This is a genomic window from Oerskovia enterophila (genome assembly GCF_044748475.1).
Lineage (GTDB): Bacteria > Actinomycetota > Actinomycetes > Actinomycetales > Cellulomonadaceae > Oerskovia > Oerskovia enterophila.
In genome coordinates this window covers 157,110-172,826 of record NZ_JBIVFZ010000005.1, presented here as the reverse complement: position 1 = coordinate 172,826, position 15,717 = coordinate 157,110, and the positions used below count along the sequence as shown (strand labels likewise).

Here is a 15,717-nt window from a genome sequence, read left to right as displayed (position 1 = left end):
CGGGGACCCGCTCCGTGGACGCCGCGGTCAGGCGATCCCGCCGTTGACGTACAGGACCTGACCGTTGACCCAGCGGGCCGGGCCCGCGAGGAACGAGACGACCTCGGCGATGTCGTCGGGGACCCCCAGACGTTCGAGGGGCGCGGCCTTCGCCAGGCCCGCGACCTGCTCGTCCGACTTCCCGTCGAGGAACAACGGGGTCGCCGTGGGGCCGGGCGCCACGGCGTTGACCGTCACGTCGCGCCCGCGCATCTCCTTGGCCATGACGAGCGTGGCCGCGTCGACGGCCCCCTTGGTCGCGGCGTAGGCGCTGTAGGTCGGGAACGCGAGGCGGGTGACCGACGACGAGAAGCTGACGATCGCCCCACCCTCCCGGACTCGGCGCGCGGCCTCGCGCAGGACGACGAACGTCCCGCGCACGTTGGTCCGCACCATGCGGTCGAAGTCGTCGAGGTCGAGCTCGACGAGGGGCGCGAGGAGCATGACGCCGGCCGTGTGCACCACGACGTCGGCCCCCCCGTGCTCGGACTCGGCGTGCGCGAAGAGCGCGGCGACCTGCTGCTCGTCGGCCACGTCGGCCTGGAAGGCCGTCGCGGTGCCGCCCGCGGAGCGGATCGTCGTGACGACCTCGTCCGCCCGGGCCTTGTTGCCCGCATAGGCGACGACGACCGTCTGGCCGTCCTGGGCCAGGCGCTCGGCGACCGCTCGGCCGATGCCGCCCGAGGCTCCGGTGACGATCGCTACGCGGTTCGTCGGGTGAGCTTCCTGATTAATGGACATGCCATCCATATAACGCTGGATATGGACAGTGTGTCAATATGTAGGTCGACGGAAGGTGGACACAGTGGCGAACGAGGAACCCGCCAAGCGGCGAGGGCGCGGGCGACGCCCCAGCGACGAGGTCCGTCAGGAGATCCTCGCGGCGGCCGGCGACCTGCTGCTGCGCGAGGGCATGGTGGCCTTCACGATCGAGAAGGTCGCGACGCTCGCGGGGGCGAGCCGCATGACGATCTACAAGTGGTGGCCCTCCAAGGGAGCGCTCGCGTTCGACGGGTACCGCGCGACCGTCGAGCCCACGCTCGCCTTCCCCGACACGGGCGACCTCACGGCCGACCTGCGCACGCAGCTCCACGCGTTCGTCCGCCTGCTCACCGAGACCCCCGCGGGCAGGGTCATGGCCGAGCTGATCGGGCAGGCGCAGACGGACCCCGAGCTGCGTGCCTCGCTGCTCGAGCACTACACCGTGCCGCGGCGGGAACGTGCTGCCGAGGTCATGCGGCGCGCGCAGGAGCGTGGCCAGATGCGCGCGGACGCCGACCCGCAGGTCGTCGTCGACCAGCTCTGGGGCGCCTGCTACCACCGGCTGCTCACGCCCGACCACCCGCTCACGGTCGAGTTCGCGGACGCGCTCGTCGACAACGTGCTGCGGGGCGTCGCGGCGTAGGACGGGCTCGCCGGGCGGGGCGCGTCAGAGCACCCGGCCGACCGCGAGGAAGTGCGGGCTCGCGCAGATCATGGCCGGGTCGGTCTCGAGCAGGCGGGCCGCACGGATCGCGGACCCGAGCATGGGCTCGGCCTGGTCGAGCGGCAGGTTGTCGAGCGCAGGAGCGCTGGGCCCCTCGACCCCGTAGACCGTGACCGCGTCGAGGCCGGCCTCCGCGAGCTCGCCCGAGAGCTCCTCGGGGAGGTGGAAGTACGCGGTCGTGAATCCCGAGCGCGGGTCGTGCAGTCCCGTCGCCACGGCCCGGCGCAGCGACGGCTCGGACTCCTCGGAGACCTCTCCCACGGCCGCGAGCTCGAGCAGGCCCGCGTAGCGGCTGATCGCCGCCGCGACCACGAGGCCGCCGGGGCGCGCGACGCGAGCGGCCTCGCGCAGCGCGAGCACCCGGTCGCGGCGCTCGGTCAGGTGGTAGAGCGGCCCGAGGAGGAGCACGACGTCGGCCGACGCGTCGTCGAAGGGCAGCGCCCGCGCGTCGCCGGCCTGCGCCCGGACACCGGGGATCTCGCCCGCCTGGGCGACGTGCGAGGGCACGGGGTCGATCAGGTCGACCGCGTGGCCGGCCTCGGCGAGCCAGCGCGCGTGCACGCCCGTGGCGCCGCCGACGTCGACGACGTGCGCCGGGGCAGCCGGGAGGAACCGGTCGAGGAGCTCGCGCGTGCGCAGCATCTCGAGGCGGCCGTGGGCGGTGCGCCGGAGCCGCGTGTCCTCCTCGTAGCGGTCGGAGTAGAACGCGAGGATCTCGGGGTCCAGTGCGGGGCCGGTGTTCACGCGGTCATCCTGCCGGGGTCGCGCGACGCTGTCCACGGTCTCCGGTCTCCGGTCTCAGGTCCTCGATCCCGTCGGCACGCACCGGCCCCGTCACGTGAGGTGGTCGAAGTCCCCGCGCACCCAGGCCGCGTGCCGGTCGGCCGAGCGCCGCACGACGGCCCGCGCGTCCACCGGGATCACGCCCTCGAAGTTGTTGTAGAGCCGGTCGAACGCGAAGCGCTCGACGTGCGTCGCGACCCGGTCCACGACGGCCCCCGACAACGGGATCCGGTTGGGGTAGCTGCGCATGAAGCTCACCGAGGTGCGGTCGGGGTTGGCGAAGATCGTGTCCCCGCTGAGCAGGACCCCGCGCCCCTCGGCTCCCGCGGCCCAGTGGACCACCGCGCTGCCGGGGAAGTGCCCGCCGGGCTGGCTCAGGGTCACGCCCGGCAGGACCTCGCGGTCCCCCGACCAGGTCTCGATCACCGGGTCGGGGCGGGCGACCCATCCCGCGTCGGCCTCGGCCACGAGGACCGGCACGCCGCCGAGCGCCCGGCTCCACTCGACCTGGACGCCGAACATGTGCGGGTGGCTCGCGACGACCGCGACGACCTCGCCCAGCGCGCGCACCTGCCGCACGGCGTCGTCGTCGAGGTACCCGACCGGGTCCCACAGCAGCATCCCAGCCGGGGTCCGCACGATCTTGGACTCCTGCCCGATCCCCACCCCCGGGTGCCCGTCGAGCGCGAACAGGTCGGGCTCGAGCTCGGTCACCGAGACCTCGTGCCCCTCCGCCGCGAGCTCGTCGAGCGTCGTCCACACCTGGCCGTCCGCGGGCACCCACTGGCGCTCGTCGGCGCAGATCGCGCACACCTCGGGCCGTTCGGCGTGCTCCACGGCGCACGTCCGGCAGATCCACCACGTCATCGGGGTCGTCCTCTCCGTCGTCGGTCCGGCAGGCAGCCGGAGCGAGCACGACCCATGCAACACCCACCCACCGACACCCGCGAGCTGCGTCGTCAGAGCTGGCCCGGGCTATAGCCCGGGCCAGCTCTGACAACTCGTCGGGGGCGCGCGGAGCAGGGCCTCACCGGCTCAGCAGCGCCACGGCACCGCGAGGGTCAGCGGCTCAGCACCTCGGCATCGCGAGGCTCGTCGCCGTCCGCCACCGCGTCACCGGCCGGCGGCACGTCCTGCCCGCGCAGCGGGTACGCCCAGAAGCAGAGCCACGCGAGCCCCGCCACGACGAACGGCACGCCGCCCATGAGCACGCGGATGCCCGTCGACACGGTCTCGGGCTGGTCGGCCACCGCGAGCCCCGCGTCGTAGCCCGACGTCGTGAGCACCACCGCGATCACCACGGCCTGCACGATGACCGAGCCGCGCACCACGAACCCGTTGACCCCGAAGTACATGCCCTCGCGTCGCAGCCCGGTGCGGCGCTCGTCGTCGTCGATGACCTGTCCGAGCGCGACCTCGAGGAGCTGCATCATGCCCGCGACGCCGATGCCGACGAGACCCGCGACGGCCATCGCGCCCGGCATCGAGCCCGGGACCATGAACAGCCCCACGGCCACGCCGTACGCCGCGACCGACCACAGCAGCGCGTTGCGCGGCCCGACCTTGCGCACGACCCAGGACCACCCGACGATCGCCGGGATCGCGACCACGAAGATCGGCGCGAGCACGAGCGTCGCGTCGGCCTCGGCCCCGTCGAGCACGTAGCGCACGTAGAACGGCACCGAGGCCAGCAGGATCGCGGTCGTCGACTGCAGCAGCAGCGACCCCAGGACATAGGTCACGAAGGCCTTGTTCGCGAACGTGTACCGCAGCTGGTCCTTGAGGGGCAGCGCGGCCTCGCGGGCCTTGACCGCGACCTCGTCGACGGGCCGCTCGATCATGCCCAGGAGCGACCACAGGTAGAACCCGAGGCACAGCGCCCCGAGCACGACCGCCATGCCGACCCAACCGAGCGGCGACCCGTAGAGCAGCGGCGCGGCCGCGGTCCCCAGGATCATCCCGACCAGACCGAAGATCTGGCGGGGCGTGTTGCCCCGGGCGCGCTCCGCCGTCGTGCGGAAGATCTCCGGGAAGAGCGCCGAGGTGTTGAGGACGACCACGACGTACGCCACGTCGTAGACCGCGACCACGACGAGGAACCAGACCAGCAGGCCCTGCGCGCTCAGGTCCGGCGGCATCCACACGAGCGAGAACGCCGCGACGAGCGGGATGATCCCCAGGCCGATCCACGGGACGCGGCGCCCCCAGCGCGTGCGGTGGCGGTCGGAGGCCGCGCCGACGAGCGGGTTGAGGACCGCGTTGAGTATGCCGTGGGCGATCATCGCGCCCGCGACCCAGCCCGCGGGGAGCTTGAGGTGGTCGACGTAGAAGAACACGACGAACGCCGAGAACGTCTGCGCCATGAGGTTCGCGGGGAACGCCGAGGCGCCGTAGGCGAGCGTCTGGCCGCGCGTGGGCAGCCCGGTCAGGCGGCGGTCGTGCAGCGTGGTCAGGGCGCTCATCGCGCACCCCCGACGGCGTCGCCCACCCGTGCGGCCGGGGCGCCTGAGGCGTCGCGCACCCGGGGCGGCAGGCCCCGTTGCACGTCGCGCAGGTCGCGCCAGCCCACGCGCACGATCCCTTCCTCGGCGAGCGTCGCCGCGACGTCGGGGTCGGCCAGGAGCCGGCGCTCGAACCCGCGCTTGGCGACCGCGAAGTCCGCGACGTCGCCGAGCTCGTCGTCGTCGAGCATGGGGTGCAGGAAGAACTCGGTGACCCCGGGCTCGGTCGCGCGCACCAGGTCGAGGAAGGTGGCCTTCATCGAGGCGTAGTCCTCCTCCTCCGCGGTGCCCTCGCCCAGCAGCTCGAACGGGTGGGTCAGCAGGTGGTCGAGGATCACCACCCCCGCGGCGTCGGCCGCGGCCGTGGCCTGGTCGAGCACCCCCTGGTAGACGTCGGGCATGCCCATGCCGCCGATCGTGCGCGGGAGGCGGAAGGGCAGGCCGTGGCGCGCCGCGAGCTCGAAGACCTGCGGCAGGAACGTGCGCCCCGTCTCGACGCCGTAGACCGAGCCCATGTGGTTGTCGAGGTGCGTGACGTCCATGCCCGCGGCGAGCGCGGCATCGAGCTGCGCGGCGACCTCGGCCGCGACGTCCGCGTCGCTCGCCTGCTCCTCGACCGTCCGGCAGTCGGCCGGGAAGTACCCGGCCGCGTCCACGAGCGTGGTCCCGACGCCCGTGAGGGGACGCCAGCGGTAGCTCGTCCACTCGCTCGTGAGCACCAGGTGGACGCCGAGGTCCAGGTCGGTGCGGCTCGCGGCGAACGCGAGCGCCTCGGGAGCCCAGGGGCACGGCACCATGAGGGTCGTCGAGTCCAGGTGGCCGTCGACGAGCAGCTCGGTGATCGCGCGGTTCGCGGCCCGGCACATCCCGAAGTCGTCGGCGTTGAGGATGAGCGCCCGCGCGCCCGGCGGGAGGCCGAGCCGGGCGACGAGGTCAGAAGGTGCGGGCATCGTCGGGTTCCTGGGAGGTGAGGTCGGAGTCGGGGTGCGCGGCGTCGTCGGGCACGTCGCCCGACTCGGCCGCCCGGCGGACCGCGGCCGAGAAGGCCTGGTCGCGGAGGGTGTCCCGCGCGAGGGCTGCCGCGCCGAGCAGGACCGCGTCGGCCGCGACCCTGCTGGGCTCGACCACGATCGGCAGGATGCCGACCCTGTCGGCGAGGTACGCCTGGACGCGGCGCAGTACCGCGTCCTCGGAGGCCACGCCCGCGAGGAAGATCTTCTGCGGCTCGAGCAGGAGCGAGATCGAGGCGATCAGCACGGCGAGACGCCCCGAGAGCTCGTCGACGACCGCGACCGCGCGCTCGTCGCCGCCCGCCGCGAGGTCGAGCACCTCGTGCGGCGCCAGGTCGGCGGGCAGGCCCGCGTCGCGCGCGGCCGTCGCGAGCGACGCGGCGCCGATGCTCTCCGCGCCGAGCGCGCGGCCGGGCTGCGGCAGGAACGCGACCTCGCCGGCGCCGCCGGACGCGCCGCGGTAGAGCTTGCCGTCGATGACGATCCCGGCCCCCACCCCGATCCCGAGGCGCAGCAGGACGAACGACCTCAGGTCCTTGCCCGCGCCCGAGCGCTGCTCGGCGATCGCGGCGAGGTTGACGTCGTTCTCGAGCAGGACGGGGCAGCCGAGGCCTTCCTCGAGGGCGGCGTGCAGCGTGGGCCCGCCCTTCTCGAGGCCGGGGACGCGGCGCACCATGGCGTGGTCGAGGTCCACGATCGCGGGGAGCCCGACGACGGCGCACCGGATCGCGACGGACGCGGTCCCCACGTCGTGGCCCACCGCGGCGACGCAGTGGGCGGCGAGCTTCTCGACGACGCTCGCGCGGGCCGCGGGGTCCTTGGCCGACAGGGGTTGCTCGGCGCGGGCGCGGATGCGGCCGACGAGGTCGATCAGCGCGACCCGGACGCGCACGTGGCCGATGTCGACCGCGAGCGCGTAGCCGTGCTCCGGGTCGACCCGGTAGAGCGTGGCCGCGGGGCCGCGGCGCTCGTGGTCGAGACCGGCCTCCTCGACGACACCCTGCTCGACGAAGGTGCGCAGCGTGTGGGCCACGGTGGTCTTGGACAGGCCCGTGGCCGCGACGATCTCGGGTCTGCCGAGGGTGTCGTGGGCGTCGAGCACATCGAGGACGGCCCGGGCGTTGATCTCCCGGAGCAGTCGTTGGTCTCCTGCAAGAAGCATGTCTACCGCTCTCCGTTGACGGTCGTTCCCCTGGGACATGAGTAGGTCGGAAGGTTACCTACCGAGCGAGAGTACATCGGGGGTGTTTCGGGCGCGCGTCGAGCCGGGACTGCCGTCCCAGTCCGGCTCCCTGCCCGGATCTTCCGACCCTCACGCGCGGATCTCTGCGGCTCTCGGGGTGAACCCCGAGCCGGAGATGGGGGGAATGCCCGATGTTCGCGGAACCCTCGGGCGGCCTAGCCTCGATCGTGGTGGGCCCCGCTGGGGGGTGGGGCCCACCGAGCAGACCTCGCCGGCATCCGCCCGGCCACCGACCGATCTCGACGACAGGGGCACGACATGCAGGCCACACACCGACGGCTGGCCACGGCGGGACTCGTCGCCGTCGCGGCGCTCGCCCTCGGGGCGTGCGGGTTCGGACCCCGCACGACGGCCACCGACACCTACACCGAGGACGCCGGGATCACCTCGGTCCGGCTCGACCTCGAGGCCGGGTCCGTCACGCTCCGGGGGTCCGACGAGGCGACCGGGCTGTCGATCGAGCGGACCGTCGACTACGTGGGCGAGCACCCCGCGAGCGAGACGCACCGCATCGAGGACGGCGTCCTGGTGCTCGCGGGCTGCGGTCGCCGCTGCTCCGCGAACTACACCGTGGACCTGCCCGCGGGGCTGCCCGTCACGGGCGAGACGTCGCACGGGAGCATCGACCTGGACCGGACCGGCGCGGTCGACGTCCGGACGAGCAACGGGTCCGTCACGCTCACCGGGGTCGACGCCAGGGTCCTTGCGCGGACCTCGAACGGGAAGATCACCGGGACCGGGCTGGGTGGCGCCGAGGGCGTCGACGTCGAGACCTCCAACGGGTCGATCGAGCTCACGCTCGCGACCCCGCAGGACGTCCGCGCGACGACCGACAACGGCACGGTGCAGCTCACGGTCCCCGAGGGCAGCTACCGCGTGAGCGCGTCCACGGACCTCGGCGGCACCGACGTCTCCGTGCCGGACGACCCCGACGGCGAGTTCCACCTCGACGCGCAGTCGTCGAACGGGCGGGTCACGGTCGCCCAGGGCTGAGGTGCTGGGCGGGCGGGGGCGGCTTGCCCGCCGTCCCGCCCGCCCCGCCGACCTCGATCGCCCCGCCGACCTCGATCGCCCCGCCGCCGCTCAGAGCGGCCCGAGCACCTCGCGCACGTCCGCGTCGAGCGCCAGGGTGTCGAGCACCGTGAGGAGCATGCGTTCCTCGTACCGGAAGTGGGACTCCATGATCGCGGCGACCCCCTCGAGGTGACGCTCGAGCTCGTCCGGGGGCGCCGCCCGGTCCACCGCGGCCGTCAGGCCGCCCAGCAGGTGCGCGATCATCGAGTGGTCCTGCCTCAGGTTCCGCAACGTCCCGACCAGCTCGGGGTGCGCGGCCGCGATCGCGGGGAACAGCTCGCGGTCCTCGCCCTCGTGGTGCCCCGTGAGCGCGGTGCAGAATCCGTGGCAGAACAGCAGCAGGTCGCGGGTCGCGGGTTCGGCGGGCTCTCCGTCGTCGAGCGCGGCACGGGTCACGCGCAGCGCCTCGCGCAGCCGGTCGTGCACGGCCCGCAGCTCGCGGCTCCAGGCGACGAGCCGGGGTGTCTCGGGGAGACCGGTCTCGACGAGCTCCGGCGTCTCGGCGAGGTGGTTCTTCTCGCCCTCAGTCACGTGAGGGCGAAGGGGGCGACGTGGTCATCGTCGGGCTCCTTCGTGTCCGGCGCCTCCATGCCTGACACGGTCTGCCACCGGCACGCGACGCTGCGCAGACCTTACCGGATGCTCGAGCGCGGGGTGCGTGACGCCGTCGGGCCGTGCGAGGTTGCTGCCCGACGGCGCGGCTCCCCCTCCGCGCGACGGCTCACGCCCGCGTGACCCATGCCGGACGGCGCGCGTCGTCGACGCGCACGACCACGTCGGCCGTCCGCTCGGGCGCGACCTCGCCCCGGTACCGCGCGTACGCGGGCAGGGTCCAGGCGTCGGCGGGCGGCGTGCGTCGCGCGACCGTCGCGTCCTGGAGCGCGAGGTGGACGGTCAGGTCGACGTCGAGCCCGCGGCCGAGCGACAGCGACCCGTCGAGCAGCACGACCAGCCCCGGCGGCGCCTCGACGTAGTCGGCCCGCGTCGAGCGCGAGGTCACGGGGTCGCGCAGGCTCGGGAGGTAGCGCCCCTCCCCCGCAGGCCCGACGGCGGACAGCACCTCCCGGTTCAGCGCACCGACGTCGATCCACTCGTCGAGCAGGGCGTCCGGGTCCTCGTGGCCGTGCTCGAGCCGCACCGACGCCGGCCGCAGGAAGTCGCGCACGCTGACGCGCGCCGTCGGGCGGCCCGCGACGCGCAGGGGCTCGACGAGCAGGTCGGCGAGCGTCTCCGGGTGCGTCGAGGGGTGGCCGTCGACGAGCACGCGCAATGCCCCGTCCGCGCGGGGCCGCTCCGCGACGAGCGCGGCGACCCGCGCGACCAGGACCTCGGGGCTGACCGGCTCGACGCGCATCGCGTCAGGATGTCACGGCGCCGGGACGGCTCGGTCGCGCTCCCGTGCCGAGGTACTCCTGCGGGCTCGCGTCGAGCACCCGGCGGAACATGGTCGAGAAGGCGGCCGGGCTCTCGTACCCCAGCGCGCCGGCGACGCGCGTCACGGACTCTCCCGCCGCGAGCCTGGGCAGGGCGGCCAGCACGCACGCGCGCTGTCGCCACCGGTCGAAGGTCAGCCCGGTCTGCGCCCCGAAGCGGCGGTTGAACGTCCTCAGGCTCACGTGCAGGGCCGCCGCCCAGGCGACGGGCGAGGCGTGCGCGTCCGGCTCGTCGAGGAACGCTCGGCACATCGCCAGCAGCGCGCGGTCGCTCGGCAGCGGGACGTGCAACGGCAGGGGCGTCATGCGCGACACCTCGAACAGGAGCAGCCGGACCAGCGCGCCGTCCCGGCCGTGCTCGTCGTACTCCACGGGGAGGTCGACCGCCTCGAGGAGGAGCTGCCGGGCGAGGGGCGAGACCGTGACGACCTCGCACGTGGTCGGCCCCCACGGCGCGGCGGCGGGCTCGAAGTAGAGGGAGCACGTGCTGACGCCGTACATCGTGACCTGGTGGACGGTCTCCGGGGGGATCCACACGGCGCGGTGCGTCGGGACGACCCAGCTGCCGTCGTCCGTCTCGACGTGCATGACCCCGGTCGCTCCGTACAGCAGCTGAGCCCGGCGGTGACGGTGCGGGACGAGCACCTCGCCCATCGCATAGTCGGTGCCGATCGGGAGAACGTCGCGGGGGGCGTCGTCGACCAGGTCGATCGGGGTGTTGCGCACACCGCGACCCTACCCAGCGCTGGCGTGATCGCGAAAGAACCTGGCACATCCGCGGATGCACGCCACGGGCTCGCTTCTTAGCGTGGACCCTGATGTTTCTCGTCCTGCTCCTGTCCGGATGCCTCACCGGCGTCACCACCGTCCTCTTCGGCTTCGGCGGCGGCTTCATGATCGTCCCGTTGCTGCTCTGGCTCCTCTCGGGGCCCGGATCCGCGCCGCTCGCCGAGGACATGGGGATGCACGTCGCGGTCGCCACCTCGTCCGCGGTCATGGTCGTCAACGCGGGCGTCGCGACGTTCGCCCAGCACCGTGCAGGGACCTTGAGGACCGACGCGCTCTGGCCCCTCACGGCGTTCATCGCCATCGGCGCTGCGCTCGGCGCCTCGGTCGCCGGCCTGGTGCCCGGCGAGGCGCTGCGATGGGCGTTCGTCGTCTACCTCGCCGTCACGCTCCTCAACGCGGTGCTGCGCCCGGGGTTCCTCGCCACGGCACGCCCCGCGCGTCCGCTGGGCCGAGCGACGACCATCGTCGTCGGGCCCGCGGTGGGCGCGGTCGCGGCGCTGCTGGGCGTGGGCGGCAGCGTCATGACGGTCCCGCTCTTCCGTCGCCACGGCTGGTCCATGACGGACTCTGCCGGTCTCGCCAACCCGCTCGGCCTACCCGTCGCCGTCGCGGCGTCGATCACCTACGTGGTGGCCGGCGGCGCCTCGGCATCGGTCCTCGGGGCCGGTCACCTCGGCTACGTCGACCTCTCGGCCTTCGTCGGCCTGGCGATCGGATCCGTCCTGGGGATCGTGCTCACGCGCCGGTTCGTCGGCCGGATGCCGGACCGCGTGCACGCCCGCGCCTACCTCGTGCTGCTCGCGGTGGTCCTCGTGGCGACCGTCGTCGTCTGACGGGCTCGGCCCGTTCCCGAGCAGAACACCGACCCAGGCGACCGACAGGCATCCGGCCACCGCGATCTCGTCCGGGGAGGCGCCGGCAGTCGCAGCGGCGCGGACCGCCTCGGCGACCGGTTCGAGGACGTGCCGGTCAGGCGCCTCGGGCAGACCGCTCGTGAGGGCGGCAAGGCGTACGAGGGCGGTCTCCGACGACGGGTCCACGCGTGGAACCTACCAAGGGCCCCGGATGAGTTGTCAGAACGTGGCCGGTGGTGAGCCCGGGCCACTTCTGACAGCTCGGCGGTAGCGGCGGGTCCGGCCGACTGACTGCGGAGCCCCCGGATCAGTTGTCAGAACGTGGCCGGGGTATGGCCCGGCCACGTTCTGACAACTCATCCGCGGCGGTGGTCGTGGAGCGCATCTCGTGGAGCGCCGCCCAGGGAGCGACGTCCCGGGGTCGCCGCCCCGCTCGCACGCTCGTGCCCGGGAACGCACGAGGCCCCGTCCACAGTGCTGTGGACGGGGCCTCGTGGGCGGGAAGATCAGCCGACGCGGACGAACGTCGGGTTGTTCTGCCAGATCTTGCTGTACTTGACGGTGCTGCCCGGGGTCGTGGCCTCGATCTGCATGCCGTTGCCGGCGTAGATCGCGACGTGACCGGGGGTCCAGATGATGTCTCCGGGGCGTGCCTCCGAGGCCGAGACGGCCGTGCCCGCGTTGCGCTGCGCACCGGACTGGTGCGGGAGCGAGACGCCGAGCTGTCCGTACACGTACTGGACCAGGCCCGAGCAGTCGAAGCCGCTGGGCGAGGAGCCGCCGTAGACGTAGGGGACACCCACGTACTGCATGGCGATGTCGACGACCGACGAACCGGAGGCCGCAGGCGCCGGGGCGGCAGCCTGGACGGTCGTGGCCGCGGCGGGGGCGGCACGCTCGACCGAGCGCGACGGCGCGGCGGCACGCTGCGGTGCCGGTGCGGGAGCCGGCTCGGGCTCGGGCTCCGGCTCCGGTGCGGGGGTCACGGCGACCGGGGCCTGCTCGATCGCGAGCGCCGCGTCGGCGGCAACCGTGACCACAGGGCTGGTCTGCAGGGCCTCGCGGGCCTGTGCGGTGACGGCGGCGAGGTCGACCGTGCCGACCGACGTCTTCGCCTGGTCGGTCGAGGGGGCCGCGTTCGCCGGGGCCGTGAAGACCGAGATCAGCAGGCCGGACGATGCCGCGACGACGGCGCTGCGGCGGGCGACCGAGCTGACGCTCGACGCGGCGGATCGTCCGAGGGACGTCAAGGGGGTGATGGGACGGTGCGCGGCACGATGGCGCGCGGACGTGCGTGAGGTCACGAGTGTTCTCCTGGACGCCTGAGAGGTCAGCTGTCGGGTTCGGGTCGGAGAAGCTCACCCGGCCGTGCGGACCGAGGTCCGTGCGGCTTCACCCCAAGGACACCGTCTCCGGTGCCCACAAGAATGGGTCCCCCACCCCTGTCATGGGTGTAGTTCGTGGCCTCGGGAGGTGACAGGGTTCGGCGTCCACCTGAGGGCTCCGGCGAGAGGGTTCTCTGCGAAGCAGAATCGACGGTACATGGCAAGAGAGCGATTGTCACAGTGAGGTAACGAACTCCGCGAGTCGGACATCGATCCCTTTCGACGACGAACCACACCTTCTGCGAGAGGGCGCGCGCCGCCGTCGGGCAGGGCGGGACGCCCCGCCTCAGGCGGGCTTGGTCGCCTTGCCGTCCAACCACAGCGTGTCCGACTCATCGCGGTGCGTACCGGTCGACCCGACGTGCTTGCTGTCGATCGTGGGCCCCTTCTTGATGACGTGGACCAGCGCCATCGCGTGGCCACGACCCAGGTCGTAGTCCTCCTTGAGCCACTCCACGATCACGCCGGCCTTGACCGACGGGTCGTCGTAGCCCTTCTCCTGCGCGATCGTCAGGAGCTCGCGCGGGGTGAGCCCCGTCTTGTCCTCGATGGTGTCCAGGTACGCCTGAAAAGACATGGGGTCCTCGGTTCTCTCGGTCCAGCAGGTGCGGTCGAGGGGTCAGACCGCACCGACCAGCAGAACTCATCGGTCAGGACGGCGCGCCCTCTGGTCGGTGTCGCACGCGCCGCGCGACCCAGCCGCGCTGCGCGGCCAGGACCCCCGCCTGGAAGCGGCTCGTCGCACCGAGCACCTGGAAGAGCGTCGCCACGTGCCGACGGCACGTGCGGACGCTGATGCCGAGGCGACCGGCGATGGCCTCGTCCGTGAGCCCCGCGCTCAGCCCCGACAGGATCGAGACCTGCACCGTCGTCAGTACCGACCGGCCCCCGTCCTGGGGCGTCCCGACGATCTCCGACAGCTCCCTGTCGACCATGCTGCCCCCTTCTCCCGACGTCCGGGAGTGTAGCCACGGCGGGCCGCTACCGGCCGGTAGCGTTCGCGCGGGGCGGGGCAGGCGCGCGGTGCTACCGCCCGAGCAGCCCGTCGATCTCGGCCATCTCGGCCGTCTGCACGTCGACCATCTGCTGCGCGAGGTCCTGCAGGTCGGTGTACCCACCGTCCGCGATCTCGCCCTGCGTCATCGCGATCGCGCCCTCGTGGTGCGAGTGCATGAGCTCGAGGAACGTCTTCTCGGCCTCTGCCACCGCTGTCGCGTCCCCCGCGCTCGCGTCCGCGAGACGTTCGAGCGACCCCATCTGGTCGCCCGTCAGCATGCCGTTCGCGACGTGCACCGAGTGCATCTGCATGAGGTCGTCCTGCCCCCACGCGTCGGCCCAGCCACGCATGATCCCGATCTCCTCGGCCTGCCCGTCGAGGATCCGCTGCGCGAGGTCGCGCGTCGCGTCGCTCACGCCGTCGACGGCCAGGATGATCTCGCTCATCTCGACGGCCTGCTCGTGGTGCGGGGTCATCATCGCGAGGAAGTGCAGGTCCGTGTCGTTCGCCTCGGCCGGCGCCGCCACCTCCGAGGCGGCCGACGAGGCCGGCGCCTCCGCCTGGGGCGCTTCCCCTCCGGTCGAGCACCCCGCGAGGGCTGCTGTCACGACGAGCGCGGTGAGGACGGCGGGCAGCTTCTTCATGAGGACTCCGGTGTGTCTCGGGATCGCCGGGGCACGCGGGCGCCGGTGCGGCGAGCGTCCGAGCAGCGTAGGTGCCGAGTCTGGGAGTCGGCTGTGCCTCGCGAGGCAGGCCCCGCGGGACCGCGGCCCGACGGCGCCGCGCGCGTGGCGCCGTCGGGCTGCGGTTGCGGACGTGGTGGGCCTAGGCCCTCAGCGGGCGTCGCACGTCAGACGGGCCCCGAGCGTGGCCGCAGCGATCACGCCGGCCGCCGCGACGAAGACGATGTCCTTGAGCACGTACTGCCCCATGAGCGTCATGCCGTCACCGAACAGCTCGCCGGCGAACAGCACCACGGGCGACATCATGCCGACCAGCGCGACCGCGAGCACGACGAGACCTGCCTGCAGCCACCGCCCCGTCAGGAGCGTCAGCCCGATGAACGTCTCGACGACCGCCGTCAGGGCCAGGGCCGCCGCGCCCTCGACGACGCCGAACGTCAGCGCGCCGACCGTCTGCGTCACGATCTCCTCCGCGGGGCTCGCCCCGGGAAAGAGCTTGAGGACCCCGAAGCCGAGGAACACCAGGCCCAGCGTGATCCGGAGTGCGGGGATCGACCATCGGGCGAGGTGGACCGCCAGGGCGGTGATCGCGGACTCGGAACGGCGCGCGAACCCCTGCCGCGCGGGTGCGTCACTGGGGAGCGTCTGCGGGATCGACACATCGGTCTCCGTGCTGGGCATCTGTTCTCCTCGTCGAGAGCGCGCAGACGACGAGGCGCTCTGCGGAGAAAGCCCCCTGACGTCCGCATGGGTGATGAGCCGCCGAGCGTAGCCACCGCGGATGAGGGCCAGATGAGCCGGGCAGGCGGTCAGTCGGCGAGGCGCCCGTGCAGGTGCATGTCGTGCCACCCGTCGACGTGCTTGCCGCTCCCGCGGAGCGTGCCCTCGGGCACGAACCCTGCGGCGAGCGCGACCTTGCACGACGCCTCGTTGCGCGTCGAGTGCACGAGTCGCAGCCTGTGCAGGCCGAGGTCCTCGAACGCCCAGGCGACCAGCAGCCCGACGGCCCGGGGAGCGACCCGGCGGCCCCGTGCGGCAGGAAGGACCCAGTAGCCAACCTCTCCCCCGCCCTCGTGCAGGTCGAGGTGGTGCAGCGCGGTGTGGCCGACCACGACACCGTCGGACTCGACCGCCCAGTCTCCGGCCGCCTCCTGCACCCAGTGCTCGTGCCGCGAGTCGATCCAGGCCTCCGCCTCGGCGACGTCGGCCATCGCGCGAGCGTGCCAGAGCTGAATCGCCGGGTCCTGGTACGCGGCGAGGAGGCTCGAGGCGTCGGTCCGGACCCAGGGCCGCAGCGTCAGGCCGTCGCCCGTGAGGACGGGCATCGGCTGCGCGCTCAGGCGGCCGGGGTGGACGGTGGGCTCGGTGAGGAGGGGCACGCCGCGATGATGCCACGGACGGTACGCACGAGGGCGGTTTGAGGAGTTGCTAAACTCACCA

General features: G+C 73.2%; 18 protein-coding genes and 1 riboswitch. Of the genes, 3 read left to right on the top strand and 15 right to left on the bottom strand.

The genetic code is table 11. The annotated features are described in order from the left end of the window. Positions 1-27: 27 nt before the first annotated feature. Entirely contained in the window at positions 28-780 is a 753-nt protein-coding gene (locus ACIPWA_RS16920) for an SDR family oxidoreductase (RefSeq protein ID WP_400291737.1), read from the bottom strand. A 64-nt stretch (positions 781-844) separates the two neighbouring features. Between ACIPWA_RS16920 and ACIPWA_RS16915 the strand changes: the two genes are divergently transcribed. Continuing rightward, positions 845-1,444 carry a TetR/AcrR family transcriptional regulator gene (locus ACIPWA_RS16915; RefSeq protein ID WP_400291736.1) on the top strand — a complete coding sequence of 200 codons (600 nt, stop codon included), beginning with the start codon at positions 845-847 and terminating at the stop codon, positions 1,442-1,444. A 24-nt stretch (positions 1,445-1,468) separates the two neighbouring features. On the opposite strand, the gene ACIPWA_RS16910 is transcribed toward ACIPWA_RS16915, so the two are convergent. The 5 genes from ACIPWA_RS16910 to ACIPWA_RS16890 all read right to left on the bottom strand — a co-directional run bounded on the left by ACIPWA_RS16910 (position 1,469) and on the right by ACIPWA_RS16890 (position 6,981). Then, complete coding sequence (locus tag ACIPWA_RS16910) at positions 1,469-2,269, bottom strand: class I SAM-dependent methyltransferase (protein ID WP_400291735.1); 801 nt, start codon at positions 2,267-2,269, stop codon at positions 1,469-1,471. A gap of 90 nt (positions 2,270-2,359) precedes the next feature. After that, positions 2,360-3,175, bottom strand: coding sequence for an MBL fold metallo-hydrolase (locus tag ACIPWA_RS16905; RefSeq protein ID WP_400291734.1), 816 nt, complete (start codon positions 3,173-3,175; stop codon positions 2,360-2,362). A 194-nt stretch (positions 3,176-3,369) separates the two neighbouring features. Further along, the gene (locus tag ACIPWA_RS16900) at positions 3,370-4,770 is read right to left on the bottom strand and encodes an MFS transporter (RefSeq protein ID WP_400291733.1); all 1,401 of its coding nucleotides are present in this window, start codon (positions 4,768-4,770) and stop codon (positions 3,370-3,372) included. Further along, positions 4,767-5,759, bottom strand: a complete 993-nt coding sequence (locus ACIPWA_RS16895; protein ID WP_400291732.1) for a polysaccharide deacetylase family protein — start codon at positions 5,757-5,759, stop codon at positions 4,767-4,769. Before ACIPWA_RS16895 ends, ACIPWA_RS16900 begins: the two co-directional genes overlap by 4 nt. Next, positions 5,743-6,981 carry an ROK family transcriptional regulator gene (locus ACIPWA_RS16890; RefSeq protein WP_400291731.1) on the bottom strand — a complete coding sequence of 413 codons (1,239 nt, stop codon included), beginning with the start codon at positions 6,979-6,981 and terminating at the stop codon, positions 5,743-5,745. Before ACIPWA_RS16890 ends, ACIPWA_RS16895 begins: the two co-directional genes overlap by 17 nt. A 339-nt stretch (positions 6,982-7,320) precedes the next feature. On the opposite strand from ACIPWA_RS16890, the gene ACIPWA_RS16885 reads away from it, so the two are divergent. After that, positions 7,321-8,055 carry a DUF4097 family beta strand repeat-containing protein gene (locus ACIPWA_RS16885; RefSeq protein WP_400291730.1) on the top strand — a complete coding sequence of 245 codons (735 nt, stop codon included), beginning with the start codon at positions 7,321-7,323 and terminating at the stop codon, positions 8,053-8,055. A gap of 90 nt (positions 8,056-8,145) precedes the next feature. On the opposite strand, the gene ACIPWA_RS16880 is transcribed toward ACIPWA_RS16885, so the two are convergent. From ACIPWA_RS16880 to ACIPWA_RS16870, 3 genes are all read right to left on the bottom strand, one after another. Continuing rightward, a complete protein-coding gene (locus ACIPWA_RS16880) occupies positions 8,146-8,667 on the bottom strand; it encodes a hemerythrin domain-containing protein (RefSeq protein ID WP_082849128.1) in 522 nt (173 codons plus the stop codon). A gap of 190 nt (positions 8,668-8,857) precedes the next feature. Continuing rightward, complete coding sequence (locus tag ACIPWA_RS16875) at positions 8,858-9,490, bottom strand: nucleoside/nucleotide kinase family protein (protein WP_400291729.1); 633 nt, start codon at positions 9,488-9,490, stop codon at positions 8,858-8,860. Positions 9,491-9,494: 4 nt separating this feature from the next. Then, positions 9,495-10,295: an AraC family transcriptional regulator gene (locus ACIPWA_RS16870; RefSeq protein WP_400291728.1), complete on the bottom strand. Its 801-nt coding sequence runs from the start codon at positions 10,293-10,295 to the stop codon at positions 9,495-9,497. Positions 10,296-10,387: 92 nt separating this feature from the next. Here ACIPWA_RS16870 and ACIPWA_RS16865 point away from each other — a divergent pair, with 92 nt between their 5' ends. Continuing rightward, positions 10,388-11,191 carry a sulfite exporter TauE/SafE family protein gene (locus ACIPWA_RS16865; RefSeq protein WP_400291727.1) on the top strand — a complete coding sequence of 268 codons (804 nt, stop codon included), beginning with the start codon at positions 10,388-10,390 and terminating at the stop codon, positions 11,189-11,191. A 527-nt stretch (positions 11,192-11,718) separates the two neighbouring features. Here the strand turns inward: ACIPWA_RS16865 and ACIPWA_RS16860 are convergent. From ACIPWA_RS16860 to ACIPWA_RS16835, 6 genes are all read right to left on the bottom strand, one after another. Beyond that, the gene (locus tag ACIPWA_RS16860) at positions 11,719-12,516 is read right to left on the bottom strand and encodes a C40 family peptidase (protein ID WP_400291726.1); all 798 of its coding nucleotides are present in this window, start codon (positions 12,514-12,516) and stop codon (positions 11,719-11,721) included. Continuing rightward, a riboswitch (cyclic di-AMP (ydaO/yuaA leader) is annotated at positions 12,517-12,681 on the bottom strand. A 202-nt stretch (positions 12,682-12,883) separates the two neighbouring features. Further along, entirely contained in the window at positions 12,884-13,174 is a 291-nt protein-coding gene (locus tag ACIPWA_RS16855; RefSeq protein ID WP_191801683.1) for a DUF4287 domain-containing protein, read from the bottom strand. 73 nt (positions 13,175-13,247) lie between these two features. Next, positions 13,248-13,532 carry a response regulator transcription factor gene (locus tag ACIPWA_RS16850; RefSeq protein WP_056654161.1) on the bottom strand — a complete coding sequence of 95 codons (285 nt, stop codon included), beginning with the start codon at positions 13,530-13,532 and terminating at the stop codon, positions 13,248-13,250. A 91-nt stretch (positions 13,533-13,623) separates the two neighbouring features. Beyond that, positions 13,624-14,238 carry a DUF305 domain-containing protein gene (locus tag ACIPWA_RS16845; RefSeq protein WP_400291725.1) on the bottom strand — a complete coding sequence of 205 codons (615 nt, stop codon included), beginning with the start codon at positions 14,236-14,238 and terminating at the stop codon, positions 13,624-13,626. A gap of 189 nt (positions 14,239-14,427) precedes the next feature. Further along, complete coding sequence (locus ACIPWA_RS16840; RefSeq protein WP_400291724.1) at positions 14,428-14,958, bottom strand: DoxX family protein; 531 nt, start codon at positions 14,956-14,958, stop codon at positions 14,428-14,430. A gap of 128 nt (positions 14,959-15,086) precedes the next feature. Then, on the bottom strand, positions 15,087-15,656 hold the full coding sequence (locus tag ACIPWA_RS16835; RefSeq protein WP_400291723.1) for a GNAT family N-acetyltransferase: 570 nt from the start codon (positions 15,654-15,656) through the stop codon (positions 15,087-15,089). Positions 15,657-15,717 lie beyond the last annotated feature (61 nt).